At 65.5% G+C, this 25,617-nt stretch carries 24 protein-coding genes and 1 tRNA gene; 20 read left to right on the top strand and 5 right to left on the bottom strand.

Going from position 1 to position 25,617, the window contains the following annotated elements:
- Positions 1–15: 15 nt before the first annotated feature.
- Complete coding sequence (locus ACSU1L_RS05765; protein WP_439254998.1) at positions 16–756, top strand: SDR family oxidoreductase; 741 nt, start codon at positions 16–18, stop codon at positions 754–756.
- Positions 757–794: 38 nt separating this feature from the next.
- Positions 795–1,391 (top strand): gamma carbonic anhydrase family protein, encoded by a 597-nt coding sequence (locus ACSU1L_RS05760; protein ID WP_438253316.1) that lies wholly within the window; start codon positions 795–797, stop codon positions 1,389–1,391.
- A gap of 53 nt (positions 1,392–1,444) precedes the next feature.
- Here the strand turns inward: ACSU1L_RS05760 and gdhA are convergent, their stop codons facing one another.
- Complete coding sequence (gene gdhA / locus ACSU1L_RS05755) at positions 1,445–2,812, bottom strand: NADP-specific glutamate dehydrogenase (protein ID WP_438253317.1); 1,368 nt, start codon at positions 2,810–2,812, stop codon at positions 1,445–1,447.
- A 131-nt stretch (positions 2,813–2,943) separates the two neighbouring features.
- Entirely contained in the window at positions 2,944–5,562 is a 2,619-nt protein-coding gene (locus ACSU1L_RS05750) for a phosphoenolpyruvate carboxylase (RefSeq protein ID WP_439255049.1), read from the bottom strand.
- Between the two features lie 163 nt (positions 5,563–5,725).
- Here ACSU1L_RS05750 and nhaA point away from each other — a divergent pair, with 163 nt between their 5' ends.
- The 4 genes from nhaA (at position 5,726) to ACSU1L_RS05730 (ending at position 9,879) form a co-directional block, all read left to right on the top strand.
- Positions 5,726–6,892 (top strand): Na+/H+ antiporter NhaA, encoded by a 1,167-nt coding sequence (gene nhaA / locus ACSU1L_RS05745; RefSeq protein WP_438253318.1) that lies wholly within the window; start codon positions 5,726–5,728, stop codon positions 6,890–6,892.
- Positions 6,893–6,912: 20 nt separating this feature from the next.
- Positions 6,913–7,563, top strand: coding sequence for a MazG family protein (locus ACSU1L_RS05740; protein WP_439254997.1), 651 nt, complete (start codon positions 6,913–6,915; stop codon positions 7,561–7,563).
- 155 nt (positions 7,564–7,718) lie between these two features.
- A complete protein-coding gene (gene hisS, locus ACSU1L_RS05735) occupies positions 7,719–8,978 on the top strand; it encodes a histidine--tRNA ligase (RefSeq protein ID WP_438253693.1) in 1,260 nt (419 codons plus the stop codon).
- A 76-nt stretch (positions 8,979–9,054) separates the two neighbouring features.
- Complete coding sequence (locus tag ACSU1L_RS05730) at positions 9,055–9,879, top strand: SGNH/GDSL hydrolase family protein (protein WP_439254996.1); 825 nt, start codon at positions 9,055–9,057, stop codon at positions 9,877–9,879.
- On the opposite strand, the gene ACSU1L_RS05725 is transcribed toward ACSU1L_RS05730, so the two are convergent.
- Together ACSU1L_RS05725 and ACSU1L_RS05720 are read right to left on the bottom strand one after the other, a co-directional pair.
- Entirely contained in the window at positions 9,833–11,059 is a 1,227-nt protein-coding gene (locus ACSU1L_RS05725; RefSeq protein WP_439254995.1) for an APC family permease, read from the bottom strand. The two genes, ACSU1L_RS05730 and ACSU1L_RS05725, sit on opposite strands and share 47 nt — an antisense overlap.
- 37 nt (positions 11,060–11,096) lie before the next feature.
- Entirely contained in the window at positions 11,097–11,570 is a 474-nt protein-coding gene (locus ACSU1L_RS05720; RefSeq protein ID WP_438253322.1) for a DUF4442 domain-containing protein, read from the bottom strand.
- A 107-nt stretch (positions 11,571–11,677) separates the two neighbouring features.
- Here ACSU1L_RS05720 and ACSU1L_RS05715 point away from each other — a divergent pair, with 107 nt between their 5' ends.
- The 11 genes from ACSU1L_RS05715 (at position 11,678) to ACSU1L_RS05665 (ending at position 22,228) form a co-directional block, all read left to right on the top strand.
- Positions 11,678–12,028 (top strand): GntR family transcriptional regulator, encoded by a 351-nt coding sequence (locus ACSU1L_RS05715; protein ID WP_439254994.1) that lies wholly within the window; start codon positions 11,678–11,680, stop codon positions 12,026–12,028.
- Positions 12,025–13,044: a DUF1648 domain-containing protein gene (locus tag ACSU1L_RS05710; RefSeq protein ID WP_439254993.1), complete on the top strand. Its 1,020-nt coding sequence runs from the start codon at positions 12,025–12,027 to the stop codon at positions 13,042–13,044. Before ACSU1L_RS05715 ends, ACSU1L_RS05710 begins: the two co-directional genes overlap by 4 nt.
- Positions 13,045–13,059: 15 nt before the next feature.
- Positions 13,060–14,001 (top strand): lysostaphin resistance A-like protein, encoded by a 942-nt coding sequence (locus tag ACSU1L_RS05705; RefSeq protein WP_439254992.1) that lies wholly within the window; start codon positions 13,060–13,062, stop codon positions 13,999–14,001.
- Between the two features lie 47 nt (positions 14,002–14,048).
- Entirely contained in the window at positions 14,049–14,717 is a 669-nt protein-coding gene (locus ACSU1L_RS05700) for an O-methyltransferase (protein ID WP_438253326.1), read from the top strand.
- Positions 14,718–14,874: 157 nt separating this feature from the next.
- The gene (locus tag ACSU1L_RS05695; protein ID WP_439254991.1) at positions 14,875–15,903 is read left to right on the top strand and encodes an NAD(P)-dependent alcohol dehydrogenase; all 1,029 of its coding nucleotides are present in this window, start codon (positions 14,875–14,877) and stop codon (positions 15,901–15,903) included.
- 30 nt (positions 15,904–15,933) lie between these two features.
- Complete coding sequence (locus ACSU1L_RS05690; protein ID WP_439254990.1) at positions 15,934–16,875, top strand: sugar-binding transcriptional regulator; 942 nt, start codon at positions 15,934–15,936, stop codon at positions 16,873–16,875.
- A gap of 80 nt (positions 16,876–16,955) precedes the next feature.
- Positions 16,956–18,236, top strand: coding sequence for a phosphopyruvate hydratase (gene eno / locus ACSU1L_RS05685; RefSeq protein WP_438253339.1), 1,281 nt, complete (start codon positions 16,956–16,958; stop codon positions 18,234–18,236).
- A 46-nt stretch (positions 18,237–18,282) separates the two neighbouring features.
- A complete protein-coding gene (locus ACSU1L_RS05680; protein WP_439254989.1) occupies positions 18,283–18,777 on the top strand; it encodes an FtsB family cell division protein in 495 nt (164 codons plus the stop codon).
- Between the two features lie 36 nt (positions 18,778–18,813).
- Complete coding sequence (locus ACSU1L_RS05675; RefSeq protein ID WP_438253341.1) at positions 18,814–19,332, top strand: DUF501 domain-containing protein; 519 nt, start codon at positions 18,814–18,816, stop codon at positions 19,330–19,332.
- A gap of 11 nt (positions 19,333–19,343) precedes the next feature.
- Entirely contained in the window at positions 19,344–20,672 is a 1,329-nt protein-coding gene (locus ACSU1L_RS05670; RefSeq protein WP_438253342.1) for a S8 family serine peptidase, read from the top strand.
- 35 nt (positions 20,673–20,707) lie between these two features.
- Positions 20,708–22,228, top strand: a complete 1,521-nt coding sequence (locus tag ACSU1L_RS05665; protein WP_439255048.1) for an NAD(P)/FAD-dependent oxidoreductase — start codon at positions 20,708–20,710, stop codon at positions 22,226–22,228.
- A 77-nt stretch (positions 22,229–22,305) separates the two neighbouring features.
- Here ACSU1L_RS05665 and ACSU1L_RS05660 read toward each other — a convergent pair.
- A tRNA-Leu gene (locus tag ACSU1L_RS05660) sits at positions 22,306–22,378 on the bottom strand.
- Between the two features lie 78 nt (positions 22,379–22,456).
- On the opposite strand from ACSU1L_RS05660, the gene ACSU1L_RS05655 reads away from it, so the two are divergent.
- From ACSU1L_RS05655 to ACSU1L_RS05645, 3 genes are all read left to right on the top strand, one after another.
- A complete protein-coding gene (locus ACSU1L_RS05655) occupies positions 22,457–23,662 on the top strand; it encodes an alanine racemase (protein WP_439255047.1) in 1,206 nt (401 codons plus the stop codon).
- Positions 23,659–24,972, top strand: coding sequence for a D-arabinono-1,4-lactone oxidase (locus ACSU1L_RS05650; RefSeq protein ID WP_439254988.1), 1,314 nt, complete (start codon positions 23,659–23,661; stop codon positions 24,970–24,972). Before ACSU1L_RS05655 ends, ACSU1L_RS05650 begins: the two co-directional genes overlap by 4 nt.
- Before the next feature lie 72 nt (positions 24,973–25,044).
- Positions 25,045–25,611: a LemA family protein gene (locus ACSU1L_RS05645; protein WP_438253344.1), complete on the top strand. Its 567-nt coding sequence runs from the start codon at positions 25,045–25,047 to the stop codon at positions 25,609–25,611.
- Positions 25,612–25,617: the final 6 nt, after the last annotated feature.

The raw sequence follows: 25,617 nt of genomic DNA, 5'->3' as shown, positions 1-25,617 counted from the left end.
GGCAGGCTGGATCGTATGAGAATCGCGGTCGCAGGGGGCACTGGACAAGTCGGAGCGCACGTGGTGGAGGTCGCGCGTCTTCGCGGACATGATGTCGTCGTGCTCGCGCGCAGCGTCGGGGTCGATCTGGTCACCGGGTCAGGTGCAGCGGATGCCATGCGCGGTGTCGACGTCGTCATCGACGTCGCCGCGACCACCACGATGAACAAGTCCACGGCGACCGCATTCTTCGAGGCGACCACGCGTACGCTGTTCGCGGCTGAGCAGGCAGCCGGAGTCGGCCATCACATCGCGCTGTCGATCGTCGGCATCGATGGGGTCGACGCCGGGTACTACGGCGCCAAGCTCGCTCACGAGCGTGCCGTGATGGCGGGTGCAATCCCGTGGACCATTCTGCGCGCCACGCAGTTTCATGAGTTCGCTGGCCAAGTGTACGAGCGCGGGGCATTCGGTCCGTTCCACGTCGCCCTGCGGATGCGCACGCAGCCGATTGCCGCACGAGAAGTCGCCGAGCGGCTGGTGAATCTGGCAGAGGGCGCTCCGACGGGAAGAGCCACTGACCTTGCGGGACCTCGGGAAGAGCAACTCGTGGACATGGTCCGCGCCTACGCCCGATCGCAGGGTGCACGCGGCTGGATCCCCGCGATGTCGCTTCCTGGAGAGTGGGGGCGCGCGATGCGGGATGGTTCGGCGCTGCCCAGCGTCCATGCTGATCTCGGACAGCAGACCTTCGCAGAATGGCTCGACGCACGATGACTCCGACCTCCTGCCGGACAACGCGCTAGTCTGGCGGCATGTTGTACGAGCACCTCGGGGCTCGGCCCCGGATTCATGACACTGCTGTCATCGCGCCCACCGCCGTCATCTCCGGTGACGTGGAGATCGGTCCCGGCTGCCAGGTGCTGCACGGCGCCGTCATCACGGCCGAGGGCGGTGCGATCAGACTCGGCGAGCACGTCATCGTGATGGAGAACTCCCTGATCCGTGCGACCGCGGCCAACGCCGTGCATATCGGCGACCACACCCTCGTCGGCACGCTGGCGAGCATCGCCGGTGCGACGGTCGGCGAGGAGGTCTTCTTCGCCTCGGGCGCGCGCATCTTCAACGGTGCGATCATCGGTCCTCGGTGCGAAGTGCGTGTCAACGCGATCGTGCAGCGTCGCGCTGTCCTCCCGGAGGGCACTGTTGTCCCGATCGGTTGGGTGGCTGCCGGAGATCCGCTGCAGCTGTTCTCGCCTGATCAGGCCGAGGAGATCGCCGAGGCGCAGCCGGAACTGGACTTTCCTGGACACGTGTTCGGGGTGGACCGGGACACTCCCGACCTCATGGTGCAGCTCACCGAGCGCTACGCCTCGTCACTCGCTCGGCACGCGGACGACACCCCGGCGTAGCGAAACGCCCCATGCTCCGAGAAGCATGAGGCGTTTCGTAAAGAAGCGAGGGATCAGATGACGCCCTGGGCGAGCATCGCCGCAGCAACCCGCTGGAACCCCGCAATGTTGGCACCGGCGACGTAGTCTCCGGGAACACCGTACTTCTCAGCCGACTGGAAGGCGGCGTCGTGGATGTTGGACATGATCTCGCGTAGCTTGTTCTCGCTGTCGCCGAAGGTCCAGCGCTGACGGGACGCGTTCTGGCTCATCTCGAGCGCCGAGGTTGCAACGCCACCGGCATTTGCTGCCTTGCCCGGCGCGAACAGCACTCCAGCGCGTTGGAATGCCTCAACGGCCTCCGGCAGGCAGGGCATGTTCGCGCCTTCCGAAACCGCACGCACGCCGTTGGCGATAAGTGCTTCAGCATCGGCGAGGTTGAGCTCGTTCTGCGTTGCCGAGGGCACCGCGATGTCAACGGGCACTTCCCAGACGCTGCCACCCTCGATGAAGCGAGCACCGGGACGACGCTTGGCGTATTCGACGATGCGGCCGCGCTCGACCTCCTTGATCTGACGGAGCAGATCAAGGTCGATGCCGGCGTCGTCGACGACGTAGCCGGAAGAGTCGGATGCGGTGACCGCCGTCGCGCCGAGCTGCATGGCCTTCTGGATCGCGTAGATCGCGACGTTGCCGGAGCCAGAGATGCCGACGCGCTTATCCTGCAACGAATCGTTGTGGACGGCGAGCATCTCCTGGGCGAAGAACACTGCACCGTAACCTGTGGCCTCGGTGCGCACCTCGGCGCCGCCCCAGCCGGTGCCCTTGCCGGTGAACATGCCGGACTCGTGGCGGTTGGTGATCTTGCGGTAAGCGCCGAACAGATAGCCGATCTCACGGCCGCCGACTCCGATGTCACCAGCGGGAACATCGGTGTGCTCGCCGAGGTGACGGTACAGCTCGCCCATGAATGAATGGCAGAAGCGCATGATTTCTGCGTCGGTCTTGCCGTGCGGGTCGAAGTCGCTTCCGCCCTTCGCGCCACCGATGCCCTGACCGGTGAGCGCGTTCTTGAAGATCTGCTCGAATCCGAGGAACTTGATGATCGACAGGTTCACCGAGGGGTGAAAGCGCAGGCCGCCCTTGTACGGGCCGAGAACAGACGAGAACTGGATGCGGTAGCCGCGGTTGACCTGGATCTTTCCGGCGTCGTCGATCCACGGTACGCGGAACATGATCTGGCGCTCCGGCTCCACGATGCGATCCAGGATGCCGGCCTCGACGTACTCCGGGTGCTGTTCGAGCACGGGAGAGATCGTTCCGAGGACCTCATGCACTGCCTGCTGAAATTCGGGTTCATGCGGGCTGCGCGCCAGAACCGTATCGAACACGGGCTGAACGGTCTCGGCGAGCGGGTGGAATTCGGTAAGAGTAGCGGTCACGCGGGACGACTTTCTGAAGAGTGTCAAGGAGGTGCGATCGTGTCGCATAAGAGGGCGTGCAAGGTCCGGCACGAGTTCCCACTGTACCTCGCGTGTTTCGCAGTCATCACACGCGAGGTTTTCGGGCGGGCTTACCCGGTGTTTTGCAGACCCGCTGCGACGCCGCTGACCGACAGCAGGAGCAGTCGGCGCTGTTCTTCTGCTGCGCCAGACCCTTCGGCTGTCTCCGTGGTTGACTCGGCAACAGCGGCGGGCGAGCGCAGTTCGCGCAGTGCACGAAGCTGCAGTAGCGACAGCGCATCGACGTACGGGCTGCGCAGTGTCACGGCGCGCTGCAGGATCGGCTTGTTCTCGAGCAGACCCGTGCCTCCGGTGAGGCGGATGACCCACTCTTTGGTGAGGGCGAGCTCATCCAGCACCAGCTGTGCGAGATCGTCACGGTCACCGAGCGCCAGATACTGACGCGCGATGCGCTCATCAGTCTTCGCCAGGCTCATCGCCACGTTGTCGATCATCGTCTGCAGCAACGGCCACTCGCGGTACGCCTCGCTGAGGAGAGCCTCGTCGCCGACGGCCTCGAGGGCCGTGCCCAGGCCGAACCAGCCGGCCAGGTTGATGCGCGCCTGTGTCCAGGCGAACACCCACGGGATCGCTCGCAGATCCTCCAGGGACTCGACCGAGAGACCGCGGCGTGCGGGGCGAGAGCCCAGAGCGAGCAGCCCGATCTCCTCCATCGGCGTCACCGTGGCGAACCAGGGTGCGAAGCCGTCCGCCTTCACCAGCGAGAAGAAGCACTCGCGTGAGGCCGTATCCATGATGCTTGCGACATCAGCGAAGCGGGCGGCAGCACCGCTGGTGCGCGCCTCGACGGTGGGAGATGAGGCGAGCAGCGTGGCTGCGGCAACCTGGTCGATGTGTCGCATGGCGATGGCCGGCTCGCCGTAGCGGGCGAAGATCGTCTCGCCCTGCTCGGTGAGCTTGAACCGGCCGTCGACGGAGTGCGGAGGCTGGGCGAGGATCGCCGAGTTCGCGGGCCCGCCACCACGGCCGAGGGCGCCGCCACGACCGTGGAACTGGGTCAGCGCGATGCCGGCATCCTTCGCCCACAGGGCGATCTTCTCCTGTGCTTCATACAGCGCAAGTGTTGCGGCGACAGGGCCGACGTCCTTCGACGAGTCGGAGTAGCCGAGCATGACCTCGAAGCGGTTTCCGGTCGCGGCCAGACGGGACTGGAACTCGCGGAAGGTGACGACCTCGGCGAGGATCCCGGGGGCAGCTTGCAGATCGGCGAACGTCTCGAACAGTGGCACGACGTCGAGCTGGGGAACATCATCGCCGAGCGCGTAGCGCGCGAGGCGGTGCACGTTCGCGAGGTCTTCAGCCGATGTCGTGAACGACACGACATAGCGCCCGGCAGCCCGCAGGCCATAGGTGCGCTGAATCTCCGCGACCGCACGGAACACCTCGAGCACCTCTTGTGTGCGCTCACTGAGTGCGCCGCCGGCATCGAGTTCGGCGAGGGCTTCGCGGTGAACCTGCGAGTGCTGGCGCACCTCGAGTTCGGTGAGGTGGAAGCCGTAGGTCTCCACCTGCCAGATCAGGTGCTGGATGCCACCGAAGGCGTGCCGTTTCGCCCCGGATGCTGCCAGTGAATCCTGCACAGCACGCAGATCGGCGAGCAGCTCCTCGGGGGCCTGGTAGCCGCCTTCCAGGTGGAGGCGGGTTTCGGCAATGCGACGCGACAGCGCCTGCAGCACCCGGCGGTGCGGCTCGTCGGGTGCGCGGGCTGCGATCTCGGCTGCGGTGGTGGCATCCGATGCCGCAAAAGCATCCCACAGGGCGACGACGGCACTGCTGGGAGGCGTGCCTTCGGCGTCGAGAGTGAGCGTGCGTCCGATGCGGTCGAGTGCGCGCTCGAGTCCGCGAAGAACATGGTCGGAGGCGATGTGGGCGGCTTCTCTGGTGACCGAAGCTGTCACGAACGGGTTCCCGTCGCGGTCACCGCCCACCCACGATCCGATGCGCACGAAGGCGGGAACGATCGGAGCGCTAGCACCGGAATCTTCGCCGCGCAGGGCATCGTCGATGCGACGGTACACGTGCGGGACAGTGGTGAACAGCGTCTCATCGAACACCGACATCACGGTGCGCACCTCATCGGTGGGCGAGGGCTTCTGCCCGCGCAGCGGTGCGGTGCGCCAGAGCGTGTCGACTTCTTCGAGCATCCGTCGGCGTGCGCGGTGCTCCTCAGAGCCACCGGCGCTGGCCGCGTCGTGCTGGGTGAGCAGTTCTGACAGGCGACGGATGCTGGCAGAAACCGCCCGACGGCGTGCCTCAGTGGGGTGCGCGGTGAAGACCGGGTGGAAGCGGAGATCCTCCAGCCGACGCCGGGCCTCATCATCGCCGACCTCCCGGCGCAACTGCGCATAGGCGGTCGCGACGGTGTCGGTTGCATTCTCACGTCCGGGCTTACCAGCGCGTTCGCGCAGAATGCGCACCCGCTGGTGCTCTTCGGCAAGGTTCACCAGGTGGAAGTAGCAGGTGAACGCACGCGCAACCTCATCAGCGCGCTGCACCGTGAACGAGTCCGCGATCTGCGTCGCGCGCTCAAACGCGTCCGTGCTCTCTTCTTCGTAGGCCTGGATCGTCGCCAGGCGGAGACGTTCGACATCTTCAAACAGTCCAGGGCTGCCGCATTCGCGCAGCACCTGGCCCAGAAGGGCGCCGAGCATGCGTACGTCCGCACGCATCTCGTCGGGAATCCCGCGTCCGGCTTCGAATCGGCCGATGACGCGGATGGCCTCTGTGTTGGTGGGCTCGGGAGTCACTATTCGAGGTTATCCCCGAGTGGCGACCGCTTCTGACCACGTGACGACCGGGGCAGGCGAACCGGGCGGAGATAGCATGGGACGGATGTCTGAATCCAAGAACCTTCTGCGCACTCAGCAGTTCCCGGCGGTGCTCCTGCTGGTCGCCGCTGCCCTCGGGTTGCTGCTGGCGAATCTGCCGACCTTCGGTCCGATCGATCAGGTGCTGGGGTTTCACATCGCGATCCCCGGAGTCGGCATCGACATGTCGGTGGCGCACTGGATCTCGGACGGGCTGCTGGCGATCTTCTTCTTCGCCGTGGCGATGGAGTTGCAGTATGAGCTGACGCGCGGTGAGCTGAACACACCCCATAAGGCCGTGCAACCGGCAATTGCCGCCGCCGGAGGCGTTCTCGTTCCGATCGCGGTGTATCTGATGTTCGCCGGCAGTGGCGATACAGCGACCGGCTGGCCGATCCCGACCGCAACCGATATCGCCTTCGCGCTCGGGGTGCTCGCGGTATTCGGCAAGGGGCTGCCGGCCGCGGTCCGCGTCTTCCTGCTCGCGCTGGCGATCCTCGACGACATCATCGGAATCATCTTCATCGCGGTGCTCTTTGCACACGACCTGAACTGGCTCTACCTCGTACTCTCTCTCGTCGGTGTGGCGGTGTTCGCTGTGCTGTCGCGCATGCTGCCGACCCGGCATCCGCGGCTCATCGTGACCGCCATGATCATCGTCGGAGTCGTGGTCTGGGCGCTGGTGCTGCTTTCCGGCATCCACGCGACCATCGCCGGCGTCATGCTGGGGCTGGCCATCGCATACACGCCGTCGGTGCGTGCCCGCGAGGTGCTGGAGCCCTGGGTCAACGGTGCGATCCTGCCGGTCTTCGCGTTCGCTGCCGCATTCGTGGTGATCCCGGCGGTATCTCCGTCCGAACTGTCGCCAGCGTTCTTCGGCATTGCCGTGGCCCTGCCGGTCGGCAAGATCATCGGAATCACGCTGTTCGGCTGGGTGGCAGTGCGCATCGGAATGCGCGGCAAGAAACCCGCGCTGAAGATTCCCGACCTGCTGGCGGCCGGAACACTGGGCGGCATCGGCTTCACCGTCTCGCTGCTGCTGGCCAACCTTGCCTTCGCCGAGGACGCGGCCACGCGTGACCAGGCCATTCTCGGCGTGCTGGTCGGCTCGCTGATCGCTCTCGTCCTGTCGGGCTTCATCGTGTCCGCGCGAGCGGCGTGGCACCGACGGGTGACGGCCGCGAGTTCCTGAACCACCTTCGGAGGTACACGATGACCCAGTCCTCGGACTCGCTGCGTGAAGCTGCCGAGACAATGCGCGCTGTTCGAGAGCGCTGCGCGTGGTCGCAGCAGATCACACATCGTGACCTGGTGCCGTATCTGATCGAAGAATCGCACGAGGTGATCGATGCGGTGGAGAACGGCACTCGTGCGGACCTGCGTGAAGAGCTCGGCGACCTGCTCTGGCAGGTGCTGTTCCACGCGGCGATCGCCGCTCAAGACCCGGACGATCCCTTCGACATCGACGACGTTGCAGATACTCTCACCGAGAAGATGGTGCGCCGGCATCCGCATGTGTTCGCTGACGCTGTCGCGAACACGCCGGAAGAAGTCTTGGTGCACTGGAACGCCGCCAAAGCCGCCGAGAAGCGCTCACGACTCAGCGTGCTGGACGGCGTGCCGAGGGGGATGCCCGCGCTCGCGCTCGCCCAGAAGATCGCTGGCCGCGCGGCTGCTGTGCTTCCGGTCCCTGGGCCTGCCGGCGCGTCGAAGGCGGCGCCCCCGGCATCCGAAGCTGAACTCGGTGACGCGCTGCTGGTCCTGGTCAACCAGGCGCGCGACAACGGCTGGGACGCCGAGCGCGCTCTTCGCGAGCGCCTGCGCGTGCTGGAGGACGAAGTCCGCGCCGCCGAGGCGGACTGAAGCGTCCGAAGTCCCAGACGATCCGGCAGCGTTGCGGCGTGCCGTACTGCAACACGCCGCAAGCCACCGTCGCCGTCCGGTATTCGGCACAGAACTTGGCTCACCTCAAGACCTGGAAAGATAGAGACGTGGCTACTGTGAACCCGCCGCGCGGCATGCGCGATATCCTCCCCGCCGACAAGGCTCGCCGTGAGCGTGTGCTCTCCGTCATCCGGGGGCGCTATCGCGCTCATGGCTTCGACGAGATCGAGACGCCGGCGCTGGAGGAATACTCGCGTCTGCACGCAGGCCTCGGCGGTGACAACGAGAAGCTCGCGTACAACGTTCTTCGTCGCGGGATGGATGCTGAGGCGATCCGTGCTGGCGCAGACGATGCCGCCGCGCTTTCCGACCTCGGGCTGCGTTACGACCTCACCGTGCCGCTCGCACGGTTCTACGCGAGCAACCGCGGACAGCTGCACGGCGTGTTTCGTGCGATCCAGATCGGTCCGGTCTGGCGAGCCGAGCGCCCGCAGAAGGGGCGCTATCGCCAGTTCATGCAGTGTGACATCGACATCATGGGGGATGACTCCTCGCGCGCCGAAGCCGAGTTGATGGTCGCTTCGCTTGACGCCGTCGACGCGCTCGGGCTCGAGGGCGCGACGGTGCGGATCAACGACCGCCGCGTGCTCGATTGGATGCTCGATGCCTTCGGATTCACCGCCGAAGAGCGCCCGGGCGTGCTGATTACGATCGACAAGCTCGACAAGATCGGTCCGGTGGGGGTTGCAAAGGAGCTGCGAGAACGCGGTGCAGCGGCATCCGCTGTCGACGCTTTCGAGGCATTCCTGAACCGCCCGCAGACCGACGAGCTCAATCCATTCGGCGAACGGCAGATCCGTCAGGCACTGCCGGAGGGCGCACCAGACGAGATCGTCGCGCACCTGGTCGGCATCGGCGAAGCGGTCGCGGTGGGCCGGGCGCTCGAGGGCGATATCCCGCTGGCGTTCGATCCCTTCCTCGTGCGCGGTATGGGCTACTACACCGGCACGATCTTCGAACTCGCGCATCCGTCCGTCGACTATTCGCTCGGCGGTGGCGGACGATACGACGGCATGATCGGTCGTTTCCTCGGCCAGCAGGTTCCGGCAGTCGGGTTCTCCCTCGGGTTCGAGCGACTCGTCGACCTGGTCTCCGAAGAAGACGACGATGCGGCGCAGGCCATCGTTCTTGTGCACGACGCGGACGTTGCGGTCGCTGAGCTCATCGCGCACAAGGCCGCGCTCGTGCAGGACGGCGCGCGGGTGCGCTTGGAGCGTCGTGCGAAGAACTTCAAGGCGCTTCTGGAGCGTTCGGCAGCCGATGGCTACACCTCCTTCGCCACTGTCGCCGCCGGCGCGGCGGTGGGATCTTTGGAGATCAAGCCGCTGAGCTGAGTCCTGTCCGCGAAAATCCACCGACAGGTGTACCGACGTTCAGGCCGTGTTCACGGTGGAACGCTCGAATGGGGCCATGACTCGGGTCCGCGTTGCCCTCGTCGTGGGAGCGGCCTTCGCAGCACTCGCGTTCGGCGGACGCGCACTGCTCACCCATCAAGCAGCGATTGCGCGCGAGCGCATCGGCAAACCGCTCGGCGAGGACGCGCTGAACGCCGATCGAGTATGGACGCGTTCGTTGAGCGGACAGCCGGTGGAGATGCTGCTGCTCGGTGACTCCCTGGCCGCAGGCCTCGGTGCTGAACATCGGAAAGAGACGCTCGGCGGGCGCATCGCGAAAGCCACAGCCAAGCGGATGCAACGGCCGGTGCGCCTGCGCACCGCCGCGGTCGTTGGGTCGGAGTCATCGGCGCTCGCCAGCCAGATCGATGCTCTTCCCGGCGAGTATCGCGCCGACGTCGCGGTGATCGTCGTCGGTGGCAACGACGTCACGCACGTGGTTCCGCCCGCCGTCGCCGCTGAGCAACTCGAGCAGGCGATCACTCGACTTCAGGCTGCCGGTACCGCCGTCGTGATCGGCACCTGCCCCGACCTCGGCACACTCCAGCCGGTGCCGCAGCCGCTGCGCGCGCTGCTATCGCGGATGTCACGACGCCTCGCGCTGGAACAGACGAGGGTCGCATGGCGCACCGGTGCGGTGCCGGTCGATCTCCGAGAGACGGTTGGGCCGGCGTTCCGCGAGCAATCGGAGGAGATGTTCAGCCTTGACCGCTTTCACCCCAGCGCCGCTGGCTACCGACGCACCGCCGAGGCGTTGCTGCCCGCGGTCGTCATGGCGCTGGAGTCTCACCCGCTCAGCGAGCGAACCGCAGCCGCAGCATCCGGTATACGACACCGATGATCACCACACCCGTGCCGATCAGCGATGCCACCAACGGCAGTGTGTTGACCAGTACCAGACAGCCGAGCGCACCGATCACGGGGATGAACCGCGGGTAGCGCCGGGCCGCGCTGGGCTGTCGGAACGCCGAGGCGTTCGCGATCAGGTAGTAAAGCAGCACCCCGAACGACGAGAATCCGATCGCATTTCGCAGATCCGCGACGAGCACGATCCCGATGACGACCAGTGCGATGGCGATCTCCGCACGTTGGGGCACCTGCCAGCGCGGGTGTACGACGGCGAGGAAGCGGGGCAGATCTGACTCCCGGGCCATCGCCAGTGACGTTCTGCCGATTCCGGTGAGCAACGCCAACAGTGCGCCGAGGGATGCCGCGGCCGCAGCCACCCGCACGGCAGGTGCCAGATCCGACCATCCGGCCGCATCGACGACAGCTGCCAGGGGTGCGGTGCTCGTCGCAGCATCCGCTCCGAGCGTCAGCGTCACGACGACCGCGATGAGCACGTAGACGATCAAAGCCCCGGTGAGAGCGATCGCGATCGCTCGCGGAATGTTTCGTGCGGGATCGGTCACCTCTTCGCCCATGGTGGCGATGCGCGCGTATCCGGCGAAGGCGAAGAACAGCAGGCCCGCTCCCTGCAATACGCCGTAGATAGTGACATCGGGCAGCGGTGCCGGTTCGGCCGAGGTCGAAGCGGTGAAGCCCGCTGCCGCCACGATGGCGAGACCCAGCAATGAGACGACGACCAGGATGCGGGTGAGAAGCGCCGTACGGGTGACGCCAAAGCAGTTCACGGCGGCGAGAGCCGCGACGGCGACGATCGCGACCGGGAGTTCCCAGCCTGCCGGAGCGGCGTATGCGGCGAACGTCATCGCCATCGCAGCGCAACTCGCGACCTTCCCGATCACGAAGCACCAGCCCGCGATGAAGCCCCACCAGGGCCCGATCTCCGCGCGTGCGTACGCGTAGGTGCCGCCGGCAACCGGGTGCACTGCGGCGAGCTGAGCGGACGACGCCGCGTTGCAGAATGCGACGACCGCGGCGATGGCGAGTGCGATCAGCAGCCCGGAGCCTGCGACCTCGATCGCCGGACCCCACACCGAGAAGACGCCGGCACCGATCATCGAGCCGAGGCCGATGGCGACAGCATCCGTTAGCGTCAGGCGACGGGCGAGTTCCATTCGGTAATCGTGGCACGCACGAGTTAACGGATGGTGCTCAGTCTTGGCGAGCCGCGGTGACGCGCTTTTTCTCTCGGATATAGACCTCGCGGCGCACCCGCGCGACGACATCGCCGTCGCGGTCGGTGATCTCGGTTTCGAACCACTCCAGCACTTTGGTGCCGCCAGCCGCTCGCTCGCGGAGTTCATCCGCCTTCTCTTTCGGCACGTGGAAGTGCGCGGTCAGCACTCCGCGCCCCGGCTTGAGGAACTCGATCTCTCCGCGGGTGTCCCACACGACGTAGTCACGACCGAGCTGGTGCATGACGAGCATGAAGAAGTAAGGGTCGGTCATCGCCGACATCGACCCACCGAACGCGGTCTTTACGTAGTTGCGGGTGATCACGTTGATGTGCAGCTCAACGGTCGCGTGCGTCCAGTCTTCGCTGAAGCGGCGGATGCGGATGCCGCTGAAGAAGTTCGGAGCCCACAGGCTCATGCCGATCGCGAGACGTCGGGGAGTGATCTTCATTCCGCCAGTGTGGCCGAGAGTGTACGTCGCGACAAAGTAGGTGGAGAGTTGTGACAGTTGTTCTAGTTGAACTAGAATTACTATAAGTTCAGACGGAAGGGGGAACGATGTTGATCAAGATCGACGTCGATAGCTCCCAACCGTTGTTCGAGCAGGTTGCCGCCTCGGTGCGCATGGATATCGTGGCGGGGCGCCTTGCTCCCGGTCACCGGCTCCCATCCGCCCGCGAGCTCGCCGAGGCGCTCGAGATCAACCTGCACACCGTGTTGCGTGCCTACCAACAGCTGCGCGATGAGGGGCTGGTTGATCTTCGCCGGGGGAGAGGCGCCGTCGTCGCGGCGTCGGCCGGTCCGCTCGCCGAACTGTCACAGGACATCACCGCTCTTGTATCCCGAGCCGCAGGGCTGGGGATATCGCCGACTACTCTTGCCGCTCTCATCAAGGAGACTCCCGTATGACTGACGAAATCCGTCGCGCCCGCACTGCTTTTCTGTGGGTGGGTGTCATCGTGCCGCTGGGGCTCCTTGCGCTGGCCGCCGCGGTGATCATCGCGTGGATGCCGGAACTGCCGGACCCCATGGCGATCCACTGGGGCTCGGACGGCGTCGACGGCGTCGCCTCACAATGGGGTTACATCGCGATGATTCTCGGCATTGGCGGTGGTGTGGTCATCTTCGATGCTGTGATTGTGGCATTCGCGCAACGTCTGCCGCAGAGCAGCACCAAGCAGCCGGTCGCGCAGTGGTCGACGACCGCGCGCTTCATGGGCGCAGTCAATCTCGGACTCGGCACAATGATCGCGTTCCTCGCGGTAGTGGGCGCAGCGCTGCAGCGCGGTCTGGCGGATGCCGCAGACACTCCAGATATCGGGATCTGGACATTCGTCGGCTTCGGGCTGCTCGTCGGCTTCACAGCGCTGGGTTGGTTCCTGCAGCCGAAGAGCCCGGTGTACGAGGCCGCTCAAGCGGCGCCCGCCGGAAGCATCCCACTTGCGACCACCGAGCGCGCGGTCTGGTTCGGCACCGCGACCATGGCCCGAAGCGGCGTGGTCGTTCTCGTTTCGGCATTGGCGCTGCTGGCATTGATGACGGTGTTCTGGATCGCGCGTGGCGATGACAGCTGGTGGATTCTCGGTTTCGTGACCTTCTTGCTGGCGGTAACGATCGGAAGCATGGTCGTCTTCCGTGTGCGGGTGAACGCTGAGGGTCTCCGCGTTCGCTCGCTGCTCGGTTGGCCGAACACGCGAATCCCCCTCGAACGCATCGAGAAGATCGAGTGGGTGCAAGTCAACCCGTTCGCCGAGTTCGGCGGCTGGGGATGGCGCATCGGGCTCGACGGGCGGCGTGGCGTCGTGCTACGCACAGGCGACGCCCTGCAAGTGACGGAGGCCAACGGACGCGTGTTCGTCGTCACTGTCGACGGGGCATCCGATGCTGCCGCCGTATTGGAAACTCTCCGCGCGCACAGCGCCTGACGACAGGAATCTGACATGACCCGCATCCGCCCGATCGCCACAATCTCATTCGTCATCCTCGCTCTCGGCCTCGCCTGGCTCCTCGCCCTGCCGCTGTGGCTGGAAGGCGGACTGGCCAACCCGCTTGCCGGCATACTCATCCCCGTGACGATGTTCACGCCGGCGCTCGCCGTATTGATCGTCATGCTCGTTTTCCGGCCGGTGCCGAAGGGGGAGCGGCTGCGGTTCCTGGGCATGTGGCCGCTGCGGCCGGCTAAGCGTGTGGTCTGGATGATGGTGCTCGGCCTGTTCGGACCGACTGTGGTGATTGCAGCATCCGTCGCCATCGCAGCGCTGTGCGGCTGGGTGCAACTGGATCTCGTTGCGTTCTCGGGCTTTGCCCAGCAGTTGGAAGCGAGTACGCCCGCGGGGATTCCGGTGCCTCCGGCGATCATCGTCATCCTTTCTCAACTGGTGGCCATTCCGTTCGCCGCCGCGACGATCAACGCCTTCCTCGCATTCGGCGAGGAGATCGGCTGGCGCGGATTCCTGCTGCCGGCGCTCCGTCCGCTCGGCACCTGGCCCGCGCTGCTGATCAGCGGTGCGATCTGGGGCGTCTGGCACTCGCCGATGATCCTGCTCGGCTACAACTTCGGACGCATCGATATCACCGGTGTGCTGCTGATGACAGCGGGATGCATCGCCTGGGGCATCCTGCTCGGCTGGCTGCGGTTGCGCTCGGCGTCGCTGTGGCCGGCAGTGTTCGCGCACGGTGCGATGAATGCCGCCGGTGGCCTCATCGCTCTGCTGTTCGCCGCCGGAACCACCTTCGACATGGCGTTGGCCGGACCGCTCGGGGTTGCCGGATGGATCGCCTGCGCGATCGTGATCGTCATCCTCGTGCTGGCAGGGCAGTTTCGCCGCCAGCCCGAACTGGACGGATCGATCGGACGGATGCTGTCCCAACCACGCGGCTGAATCCCTCAGCCCTTGACGGCGTCGAGCGCGCGGGGTTGGGTGGAGCCATGGCTGAACCAACGGCTGCGAACTGGCGCCGCACTGATGAGTACCTGTCCGACGCGCTGGTCGGGCATGACCCCGCGTTGGAGGCGGCGCTCGCCGCGCAGCGGGCCGCGGGGCTGCCCGACATCGAAGTCGCCCCGGTCAGCGGCAAACTGCTGAACCTTATCGCCCGCATCAGTGGTGCGCGGCGCGTGCTGGAGATCGGGACGCTAGGTGGATACTCGACCATCTGGCTCGCCCGAGCCGTCGGCGAAGGCGGCAACGTCACAACGATCGAGGCGGAACCGGCCAACGCCGCCATCGCCAGAGCGAGCATCGACGCAGCTGGCGTCGGCGGTCGCGTCGCCATCCGCATTGCTCGCGCAGCCGACGTGCTGCCGACGCTGGAAGGTTCCGAGCCGTTCGACCTCGTCTTCATCGATGCGGACAAGGAATCGAACACGCTCTACCTCGACTGGGCAGCACGGCTCGGTCATCCCGGCACGGTGGTCATCCTCGACAACATCGGTCGCGATGGCGAAATCGTCAACGACGAAACCACTGATCCGCGCGTGATCGGAACCCGTGACGGGCTGCGGATGCTGGGGGAGGACCCCCGCTTCGACGCAACAGCCCTGCAGACCGTCGGAATCAAGGGATGGGACGGCATCGCGGTCGCCGTCATCGTGTGAGGCGCGGTACATCGCCCCGTGCCGGCGTACGAGCATTCGCTCTTTAGTGTGACAGCGGCGCTCCTATGAGCGCGGATGATTTCGATGTGCGGCATCCCATTAGCGTGACTTCTGATCATGGTCAGGCGTCTTGGCGCCGCACGGAAGGAAACCAACGATGGCGAATCTCGCAGCAGTCATGCCCGCTCTGGGAACGATCCGAGTTCAGGAGGTTCCGGTTCCGGAACCCTCAGCCGGTGAAGCGATCGTTCGCATCGAGGCGGTGGGCATCTGCGGATCCGACACGGCGTATTACCGAGTCGGGTACATCGGTGATTGGAAGGTGGAAGGCCCGATCATTCTGGGCCATGAAGCAGCCGGAACGGTCGTCGCCACCGGCAGCGAAGTCACGAATGTCGCCGTCGGCGATCGCGTCGCCATTGAACCGGGTACGCCATGTCGCAACTGCGAGGAGTGCCTCGTCGGCCGCTACCACCTGTGTCCGGACTTCGTCTTCCTCGCGACGCCGCCATACGATGGCGCGCTCGTGCAGAGCCTCGCGATCGACTCGCGCAACCTGTTCGTGATTCCGGATTCGATGTCTTTCGAGGCGGCAGCGCTGTGCGAACCGCTCTCGGTCGGCTTGTGGGCCTGTCGTCGCGCCGGCCTTCTGCCCGGCGACCGGGTGCGGGTGACTGGTGCAGGACCGGTCGGGATCCTCGCCGCTCAGGTCGCTCGAGCCGAGGGCGCCGCCGATGTCGTCATCTCGGACATCTCGGACTTCCGTCTCGCGCTCGCTGCGAAACTTGGCTTCCGCACCGAGAAGGTCGGCGAGATCCCGGAGGGGCCCGGACATGAGGACGCGGACGTGCTGCTGGAATGCTCGGGCGCACCGGGCGCCCTCGCCCAGGGGCTTTGGCGCCTGCGCAACGGCGGGCGTGCCGCGATGGTCGGACTGCCGAAAGAGGACGTGACGCTGCCGCTTTCGCGTCTGAACGTCAAGGAGATCTCGGTCTCGCTCGTGAACCGTTACGCGCATACCTGGCCGACGGCCATCGCGCTGGTCTCCAGCGGGCGCGTCGACGTCGAGCCGCTCGTCACTCACCGCTTCGAGCTTGCGGATGCCGAATCCGCCCTGACTCTGGCAGTGGATGTGCCGGACTCCATGAAGGCCGTCGTGTACCCGAACGGCATCCCGGCGCACTGATCTGCTCATAAGTAGCTCTATAGTGCTCTTATGAGCAAAGTGCTTCCCTTGGATCAGCAAGTACTCCACGTCTATGTCGCGCTTCAGAACCTTGCGCACGGGCGGACCGTGAACGACATCGCCGATGAGATCGGTCGATCACGATTCGCAACCGCCCGGATGGTGCGCAGGGCGCGCGAACTCGGGCTCATCGAGGTGCGCGCAACGGTCGCCGAACCGATCGATGTCGAACTGTCGGCCCGGCTGGCTCAGCGCTTCGGACTGCGATCAGCGCTCGTCGTCGCGACGTACTCGACGAATGAACTGACCGTGCGAGAGGCGATCGCCGCCGTCACAGCTCGGGTGATCGTCGAGACGATCGAAGAGGACGACGTCGTCGGTTTCACTCCCGGCCGCACGCTGGTATTGGCTTCGCGGGGCATCTCCACACTGCCGAGCGCGGACGTGGTCCAACTCACCGGTGTCGGCTGGCCGCGGCTCGAGGACGGCGTAGAGGTCATCTCCAACATGGGCCGCGCCGCTGGCGGTGCCACCTATCCGCTGTATGCGCCGATCCTGATCGAGCCGGAGGCGCGGGTAATCCTCAAGCATCCCGCGATCCAGCACACCCTCAGCCGTTTCGATCACGTCACGAAAGCGTTCCTCACGATCGGCGGCTGGCCGAGCGCTTCGTTGCTTGCACAGCACCTCACCGAGACAGGCGAACTCGACGCATACGCCGAGCAGGGTGTCATCGCCGAATATGGCACGTCGCTGCTTGACGCACACGGGCGAACGGTGCCCGGACTCGAGGATCGATTCGTCGGAATCAGCGAAGAACAGCTGCACAAGGTCGACCTGCGTGTCGCGATCGGCGGTGGGGAGGGCAAGGAGCGTGCGGTCAGCGCGGTGCTGCGCTCCGGGCTGGCGGATGTCATCATCACGGATGTGCGCTCTGCGCAGCTTGCGCTGGAAGAGCAAGACGACATGTGAATGTCGGATGCCTCGCACTAGACTGGCCACGGATCGACGACGCTCCACAACAACCTTTTCTCTGAGCAAGGAGCACATACGTGGCACTCATCGAGGCTGTAGGCGCACGCGAGATTCTGGATTCCCGCGGCAACCCGACCGTCGAGGTGGAGGTGCTCCTCGACGATGGCATCGTCCAGCGCGCGGCCGTCCCCTCTGGCGCATCCACCGGCGCATTCGAGGCGTACGAGCTCCGGGACGGCGACAAGAGCCGTTATGGCGGTAAGGGCGTCCTCAAGGCCGTCGACGCCATCATCGACGAGCTCGGCCCGGCCGTTGAGGGCATCGAGGCGAGCGAGCAGCGCATCGTCGACGAGATCCTGAACGAGACCGACGGTACCGAGAACAAGAAGCGCACCGGCGCCAACGCGATCCTCGGCGTCAGCCTCGCGGTTGCCAAGGCTGCCGCAGACAGTGCCGACCTGCCGCTCTACCGCTACCTCGGTGGCCCGAACGCGCACGTTCTGCCCGTGCCGCTGTTCAACGTCATCAACGGTGGCGAGCACGCCGACAACGGCATCGACATGCAGGAGTTCTTCCTCGCACCCATCGGTGCAGAGACCTACTCCGAGTCGCTGCGTTGGGGTGTTGAGACCTACCACGTCCTGCGCAGCGAGCTCAAGGCTGCCGGCTACGCCACGGGCCTCGGCGACGAGGGCGGCTTCGCCCCCGACCTGCCCAGCAACCGCGAGGGCCTGGAGTTCCTCATCAAGGCGATTGAGAAGGCCGGATTCACCCCGGGCAAGGACATCGCCCTCGGCCTCGACGTCGCCGCCACCGAGTTCTTCAACGATGGTGTCTACCGCCTCGACAACAAGGACTGGTCGGGCCCTGAGCTCATCGAGTACTACGTGGGTCTGGTCAATGACTTCCCGATCGTCACGATCGAGGATGCCCTCGCTGAGGACGACTGGGACAACTGGAAGCTTCTCACCGACGCGCTCGGCTCGAAGGTTCAGCTGGTCGGAGACGACCTGTTCGTCACGAACCCGGCACGTCTGGCTGATGGCATCAAGCGCGGCGTCGCCAACTCGCTGCTGGTCAAGGTCAACCAGATCGGCACCCTGACCGAGACGTTCGACGCGGTCAGCCTCGCACAGCGCTCCGGATACACCGCGATGCTCTCGCACCGCTCTGGTGAGACCGAAGACACCACGATCGCAGACCTCGCCGTCGCTACCAACGCCGGTCAGATCAAGACCGGTGCGCCGGCGCGCAGCGAGCGCGTGGCGAAGTACAATCAGCTTCTGCGCATCGAGGAAGACCTCGCTGAGGCCGCGGTATTCGCTGGCCGCTCGGCGTTCCCCCGTTTCCAGGGCTGAACGCTGAGAGCACAACAGCTGAAGCAGTAAGACGAGAGGGGGAGCCATGGCACAGCGTCAGGCTCCCCCTTCTCGTCCCCGGACGGCGCGGGCGCGGACGACATCGGCCCAGGTCGATGTGCGGGAGTGGGCATCTGGCATCCGACTGTCCGGGTTCATGGTGATCATGCTCTCGCTCGTGGTCCTGGGGGCGTGGGTGCTCGTGCCGACCCTGGGCACCTACATCGACCAGCGGCAGAAGATCGCGGCGCTCGAAGTAGCCGTTCAGGTCAGCGACGATGAGATCAAAGCGCTCGAGCAAGAGCGCGAACGCTGGGACGACCCGGCGTACATCACAACCCAGGCGCGCGAGCGGCTCTACTACGTCAAACCGGGCGAGGTCGTCTATCTCGTCGATAACGACCTGGATCCTGCGTCGCTTCCCGCCGAGCAGACTCCGGTCAGCGATGAGCTCGAAGAGACACCAACCGACTGGATGCCGCAGCTCCTGCGCACGATCGCCGGAGCAGGCCTCGCCGCCACGGCGAGTGCAGCTCAATAGGGGTTTGCACAGCATCTGCTCCCGTAGGCTGGGATGGTGACGACACCGCCTTTCACCCCGCCCACCCCTGCCGAAATCCACGTGGTCTCGACCCAGCTCGGTCGGCCGGCTCGCGGTGTCATCGGCATCGCCGCGCGTTGCATCTGCGGCAACCCCACCGTGGTCGCCACCAGCCCGCGCCTGCCGGACGGCTCGCCGTTTCCGACGTTCTACTACCTGACGCATCCCGCGGCCACCGCCGCGATGTCGACGCTTGAAGCCACCCTCGTGATGCCCGAGCTCGCTGCGCTTCTCGACGACGAGGATGTCGCCGCCGCATACCAGGCCGCTCACGAGGCTTATCAGGCAGATCGCGCCCAGTTCGGCGCGGTGCCCGAGATCGATGGCATCTCGGCCGGCGGGATGCCCACGCGGGTGAAGTGCCTGCATGCGCTGGCCGGTCACGCTCTCGCCGCCGGTTCCGGCGTGAACCCGATCGGTGACGCGGCGCTCGCGCGCTCGAGCTGGTCGCCTGAGCGCTGCCAGTGCGAGGAACCGGGAGTCGCAGGCGGATGAAGCTGCCGACGATGCTGCGAAACACCGTTGCCTTCGCAGCGGTGGCGGCATCTGTTCTGCTCATCGGGGCTGCGGCTACGCCGACTTCGACACCCGCGCCGAGCCCAAGTCCGAGTCCCACCTCGACGCCGCCGCCGATCCCGGATGATCCCACCGATCCGGTGCGTGCGACCGAGTACTGGCTCGACGGCGCTGGAATTCGCGAAGCGTGGCACACCACACGCGGTAAAGGCGTCACGATCGCCATCATCGATACCGGGATCGGCAAGGTGCCCGGCGTCTTCGGTGACGCGGTCATCGATGGCATCGACGTTTCCGGAAGCGGCACACCAGACGGCCGCACCCCCGTCGGAGCGATCGACAGCAATCACGGCACACTGGTCGCATCTGTCGCGGCCGGCCGCGGAAAAGCTGACGGCACAGGCATGATCGGCGTTGCCCCGGAGGCGAATCTGCTGTCGATCTCGGTCGGTTTCGGCGCCGCGGCGGCCGTGCCGTTCAGCGAGCAGATTGCCACCGGCATCCGCTGGGCTGTTGATCACGGCGCAGACATCATCAACATGTCGCTCACCACGAACACGCTTGACTGGGACGAAAGCTGGGATGAGGCTTTCCTCTATGCCTACGAGCACGACGTCGTCGTGGTCGTTGCCGCCGGCAACCGTGCCAGCGGCACCGGAGTCGTCGGTGCGCCCGCGACGATCCCGGGCGTGCTCACCGTCGGCGGCGTCGATCAGACCGGTACCGCGAGTGTTGAGGCATCAACCCAGGGCATCACGATCGGCATCTCAGCGCCGAGCGAGGGGCTGATCGGCATCCTCGCGGACGGCACGCTGACACCGTGGCGCGGCACGAGTGGGGCAGCTCCGATCGTGGCAGGGGCTGCCGCACTCGTTCGTGCTGCGCACCCCGAATTGGATGCCGCGAACGTGATCAACCGCATCATCAAGACGGCGATCAAGGTCGATGAGATCGAAGAACTTCCTGACCCGCTCTACGGATACGGACTCTTGGACGCGGCAGCCGCCGTGTCGGAATCGGTTCCGCTGGTCGATGAAAACCCGATGGGGGATCTTGCCGAGTGGATTCGGCTGTACCGTCGCGCGGAGGCGGATCCTTTGCCACAGCCGGAAGTCACGCCCATCGAGGTTGAGCCGCTGCCTGCCGCGGAGGCACCGACGACTCCGGGTTCGCCGCTGCTTCCCAGCGCTGAATCGCTGCGCTACGGTACCCTTCCGCTGATCGCACTCACAGTCCCTGGTATTCTTGTCGGGCTAGGCGTCACCGCAGCTGCCCGGCTCATCCGATCGGCGCGCAAATCTCGCACGCCAGCACCCTGATTAGGAGTTTCCCAACTGTGCCCGAGAACAGCACTGTGCCCAAGATTCTGATCGTCGGTGGCGGCTACGCGGGTTTCTATACTGCATGGAAGCTCGAAAAGCAGCTCCGCAAGCGTGAAGCCGAAGTGACGGTTGTCGACCCGCTTCCGTACATGACATACCTGCCGTTCCTGCCGGAGGTGGCTGCAGGATCGATCGAACCGCGCCACGCGGTGGTCGCCACACGCCGTCACCTCAAGCGCACGAATGTGATCGCCGCGAAGGTCACCAAGATCGACCACGCGAACAAGGTTGCCACGATCACCCCGACAGAGGGCGACGCATACGAGTTCGCGTACGACCAGATCGTCGTCACCGCGGGCTCTGTCTCTCGCACCTTCCCGATCCCCGGCATCGCTGACAACGCGATCGGCATGAAGTCGATCGAAGAGGCAGTCTGGGTTCGCGACAAGCTGCTGTCGAACTTCGACAAGGCTGCTTCGATGCCGGCCGGCCCCGAGCGTGAGCGACTGCTGACGGTCGTCGTCGTCGGCGGTGGCTTCGCGGGCATTGAGACCTTCGCGGAGCTGCGCTCGTTCGCATCCGCCCTGCTCAAGCGCTACCCGCAGCTCACCTTCGACGAGACGCACTTCCACCTCGTCGAGGCGATGGGGCGCATCATGCCCGAGGTTTCGCTCCCGACCAGCGAGTGGGTCCTCAAGGACCTCGCTAAGCGCGGCGCGAACGTCCACCTCGACACGCAGGTGACCGGTGCGGTCGGCGGCAACGTCGAACTCTCCACCGGCGAGGTCATCCCCAGCGACATCATCGTGTGGACGGCCGGAGTTATGGCCAACCCGCAGGTGGTGCGTGCCGGCGATCTGCCGACCGAAGAACGCGGACGCATCCGGGCTGAGGCGACGCTGCGCGTCGTTGACGCTGATGGCGCGGTCGTCGAAGGCGCATGGACCGCTGGTGACGTGTCGGCTGTTCCCGACCTGACCGGTGGAGGCGTCGGCGGCTTCTGCGTTCCCAACGCACAGCACGCTGTGCGCCAGGCCAAGCGTCTCGCCAAGAACCTCATCGCTGTGCTTCGCGGCGAGGAGCCGGTGAACTACGTGCACAAGAACCTCGGCGCTGTTGCTGGCCTCGGCCTCGGCACCGGTGTCTTCCAGTCCGGCAAGTTCGCTCTTAAGGGCTTCCTCGCGTGGGTTGCGCACCGTGGCTACCACGGTCTCGCAATGCCGTCGTGGGAGCGCAAGTGGCGCGTGCTGTGGGGCTGGTGGAACAACCTGTGGCTCGACCGCGACATCGTGAACCTCGAGAAGGTTCAGCAGCCGCGTGCGTTCTTCGAAGAGTTCGCATCGCGTCCGCGTCCGGCAGCGGATGCCGCGCCTGCGGCCACCGCGAAGCCCGCAGACGCAGCGAAGTTTGCTGACGCAGCAAAGCCCGCTCAGCCGGCGAAGCCGACCGAAACCGCCGCAGCTGCCGCTGCGAAGCCGGCCGTGAAGAAGGCTCCTGCGAAGAAGCCCGCGGCCAAGAAGGCTCCTGCGAAGACGGAACAGCCCGCGAAGTAGCATCGAGAACGCAGAAACCGTCCTTCCCGAGCAATCGGAAGGGCGGTTTCTGCGTTCTCGAGCTGTGCGGCCACCGGTGCCCCCACTGGGACTCGAACCCAGACTGTAGCGATTTTAAGTCGCCTTCCTCTGCCATTGGGATATGGGGGCGCGTCTGACCAGCTTATCTGCGCGTGAGCAGCGCAGACGTCGTAGGGTGGGGGAGTGCTCGACCTCACCGCGACACCGATGTCCGCAGACCACCGTGCTTGGGAGCATCCTGCCCGCTGGTGGCCGAGGCTCTCGGATGCCACCGCCCACCTCGCTGCGCCTGTCGCCGTCATCGACCTCGATGCTCTGCGCCACAATGCGATGGACCTGCTGGTGCGCTCCGGGGGCATCCCGATTCGTGTCGCATCGAAATCCGTGCGGGTGCGCGGCGTGCTCGACGCAGTGCTGAGGCTGCCCGGATACCGGGGCATCCTGTCGTTCTCGCTCGCCGAGGCGCTCTGGCTCTCCGAAACCTACGATGACATCGTGCTCGGCTATCCGACGGTCGATCGTGCAGGGCTGTCGCGGCTGGTGCACGACGAACAGGCAGCATCGCGCATCACGCTCATGGTTGATGACGTAGCGCACCTCGACCTCATCGACAGCATTGCAGCGCCATCTCAGCGCGAGACGATCCGGGTGGCCATCGATGCCGACGCATCGTGGCGTTCAGCCGCACTCGGGCACATCGGTGTCCGTCGTTCCCCTCTGTTCACCGCAGCCGAGGTCACCGCTTTTGCCCGCACGATCCTCGGCCGTCCCGGATTCCGGCTCGTCGGCCTGCAGATGTACGAGGCGCAGATCGCTGGTCAGGGAGACAACGGCTCTGACGCCCCGATCATCCGCATGATGCAGTCGCGCTCGAGTCGTGAGCTGCGCATCCGTCGTGCAGAGATTGCGGATGCCCTCACCGATCTCGCACCGCTGGAGTTCCTCAACGGCGGAGGAACCGGCTCGCTGGAATTCACCGGAAGTGATGAGTCCGTCACCGAGGCCTCAGCCGGCAGCGGTCTGCTGGGCGGGCACCTGTTCGACGGCTACCGTTCGTTCCGCCCGGCACCGGCCAGCGCCTTCGCCTTCGATGTCGTGCGCCGTCCCACCCCCGATATCGCCACGGTACTCGGGGGCGGCTGGATCGCCTCGGGCCCGGCGGTCGCATCACGGCAACCCCGAGCGGTGTGGCCGGAGGGCTTGCGGATGCTGTCCAGAGAAGCGGCAGGGGAAGTGCAGACTCCACTGCAGGGCGACAATGCGCGAACCCTGCGGATCGGGGATCGCGTCTGGTTCCGGCACGCCAAGAGCGGGGAGCCTGCTGAGCGCGTGAACGCGTATCACGTCGTCTCGGGCAGCGACGTGATCGAGGAGCTTCCCACCTATCGCGGCGAGGGGAAGGCCTTTTTGTGACTCGTCCTGGTGGCGTCTGGCAGAACTGGGGGCGTTGCGCACAGATTCGTCCGGCGCGGGTCGAGCGACCGCGCACACCCGAGGGAGTGCAGCGCGCCGTCCAGGCCGCCATCGCCCAGAATCTGCCGATCAAGGCTGTTGGTGCCGGCCACAGTTTCACCGGTATCGCCGTTGCGCCAGGCGTGCTGCTCGAGCTTGATGATCTGCAGGGGCTGGTTTCCGTCGATGCGACGCGCTCGCGCGTGACGCTGCTGGCCGGCACCCGACTTCACCGCATTCCCCGGTTGCTCGCGGCGCACGGGCTCGCGATGGAGAACCTGGGCGATATCGATCGTCAATCCATTGCAGGAGCGATATCCACCGGCACGCACGGCACCGGAGCAGGGTTTCGTGGTCTGGCAGGTCAGGTCGTCGCGGCGACGCTGATCACGGCGGAGGGCGAGTTCCTGCGCGTCCGTGAGTCCGAGCACGCTGAGATGCTGCCGGCGGTTGCTCTCGGCCTCGGCGCTCTGGGAATTCTCGTCGATGTGACGCTGCAGTGCGTGCCGGCATTCCTCATGCATGCAATCGATGAGCCGCTACCGCTCGAGGATGTTCTCGCGTCGCTGGATGAGTGGGTGACAGCATCCGATCATTTCGAGTTCTACTGGTTCCCGCATACCGATGTCGCCCTGACTAAACGACAGACGAGACTGCCGGAGTCAGCACGACGGCATCCGCTGCCCCGGATCGGACGCTGGGTCGATGAGACGCTGCTGTCCAACGGCGTGTATCGCGTGACGTGCGCCGCCGGAGGTCTGATCCCGGCGATAACGCCGCCGATCAGCAGGCTGGCGGTAAAACTCACCGGCGATCGCGACTACACCGATCACTCGCATACGGTGCTGACGCAGCGCCGCACCGTACGTTTTCGCGAGATGGAGTACGCGCTGCCAGCGGAGAACATCGTTCCGGCCTTTCGCGCGGTTCAGCAGTTGATCACTCAGCGCGGATGGAAGATCGAGTTCCCGATCGAAGTGCGATTCGCCGCGGCTGATGACCGCTGGCTGTCCACGGCCTACGACCGGGCCAGTGCTTATCTCGCAGTCCATCGCTACTGGCGGACGGACCCGACTGAGTATTTCTCCGCGATTGAGAAGATCTGTCTGGAATACGGCGGTCGTCCGCACTGGGGCAAGCTGCACACGCTCGACGCCGAACAACTGCGCGAGAAGTATCCGCGTTTTGACGATTTCGTCGCCCTTCGCGACCGCTGGGACCCGGAGCGCCGGTTCGCGAACAGCTATCTGGATCGCGTGCTCGGTGCCTGACGGAGCATCCAGTTCTCACGCAGACAGCGTAGATAGTATGAAAAGAAATTCGGCTCTAGGGGGTAAAGCGCCATGGAATGGCTCATTCCGGTTCTGATCGTCGTTGCGGTAGTGGTGCTGGTCGGCATCTACCTCTGGGCGACGTACAACTCTCTCGTTCAGCTGAATGTGCGCGTCGACGAAGCGTGGAGCGGCATCACCGTGCAGCTGAAACGCCGCGCAGATCTGATCCCGAATCTCATCGAGACGGTCAAGGGCTATGCCTCACATGAGAAGGCGGTCTTCGAGAACGTCACGCGCGCTCGTGCGGAAACACTTTCCGCTACGGGGCCCGGTGAAGCAGGCATCGCCGAAGGTCACCTGCAGCAGGCGCTGAAGAGCCTGTTCGCCGTCGCCGAGGCATATCCGCAGCTGCAGGCGAGTCAGAACTTCCTCCAGGTGCAGCACGCGCTCGTGGACACCGAGGACAAGGTGCAGGCCGCCCGCCGCTTTTACAACGGCGGTGTGCGCGAGCTGAACACCAAGATCAAAGTCTTCCCGAACAACCTGTTCGCTCGTGGCCTCGGCTTCACCGAGCGCGAATTCTTCGAAGTTGCCGATAGTGCTGCGATCGCGGAGCCTCCCCGCGTGCAGTTCTGACACGCA

Source organism: Microbacterium sp. A94, from assembly GCF_051842855.1.
In the GTDB taxonomy this organism is placed as follows: Bacteria; Actinomycetota; Actinomycetes; order Actinomycetales; family Microbacteriaceae; genus Microbacterium.
Note: the sequence above shows the minus strand (reverse complement) of the source record. Positions and strands in the feature narration are given on the sequence as shown.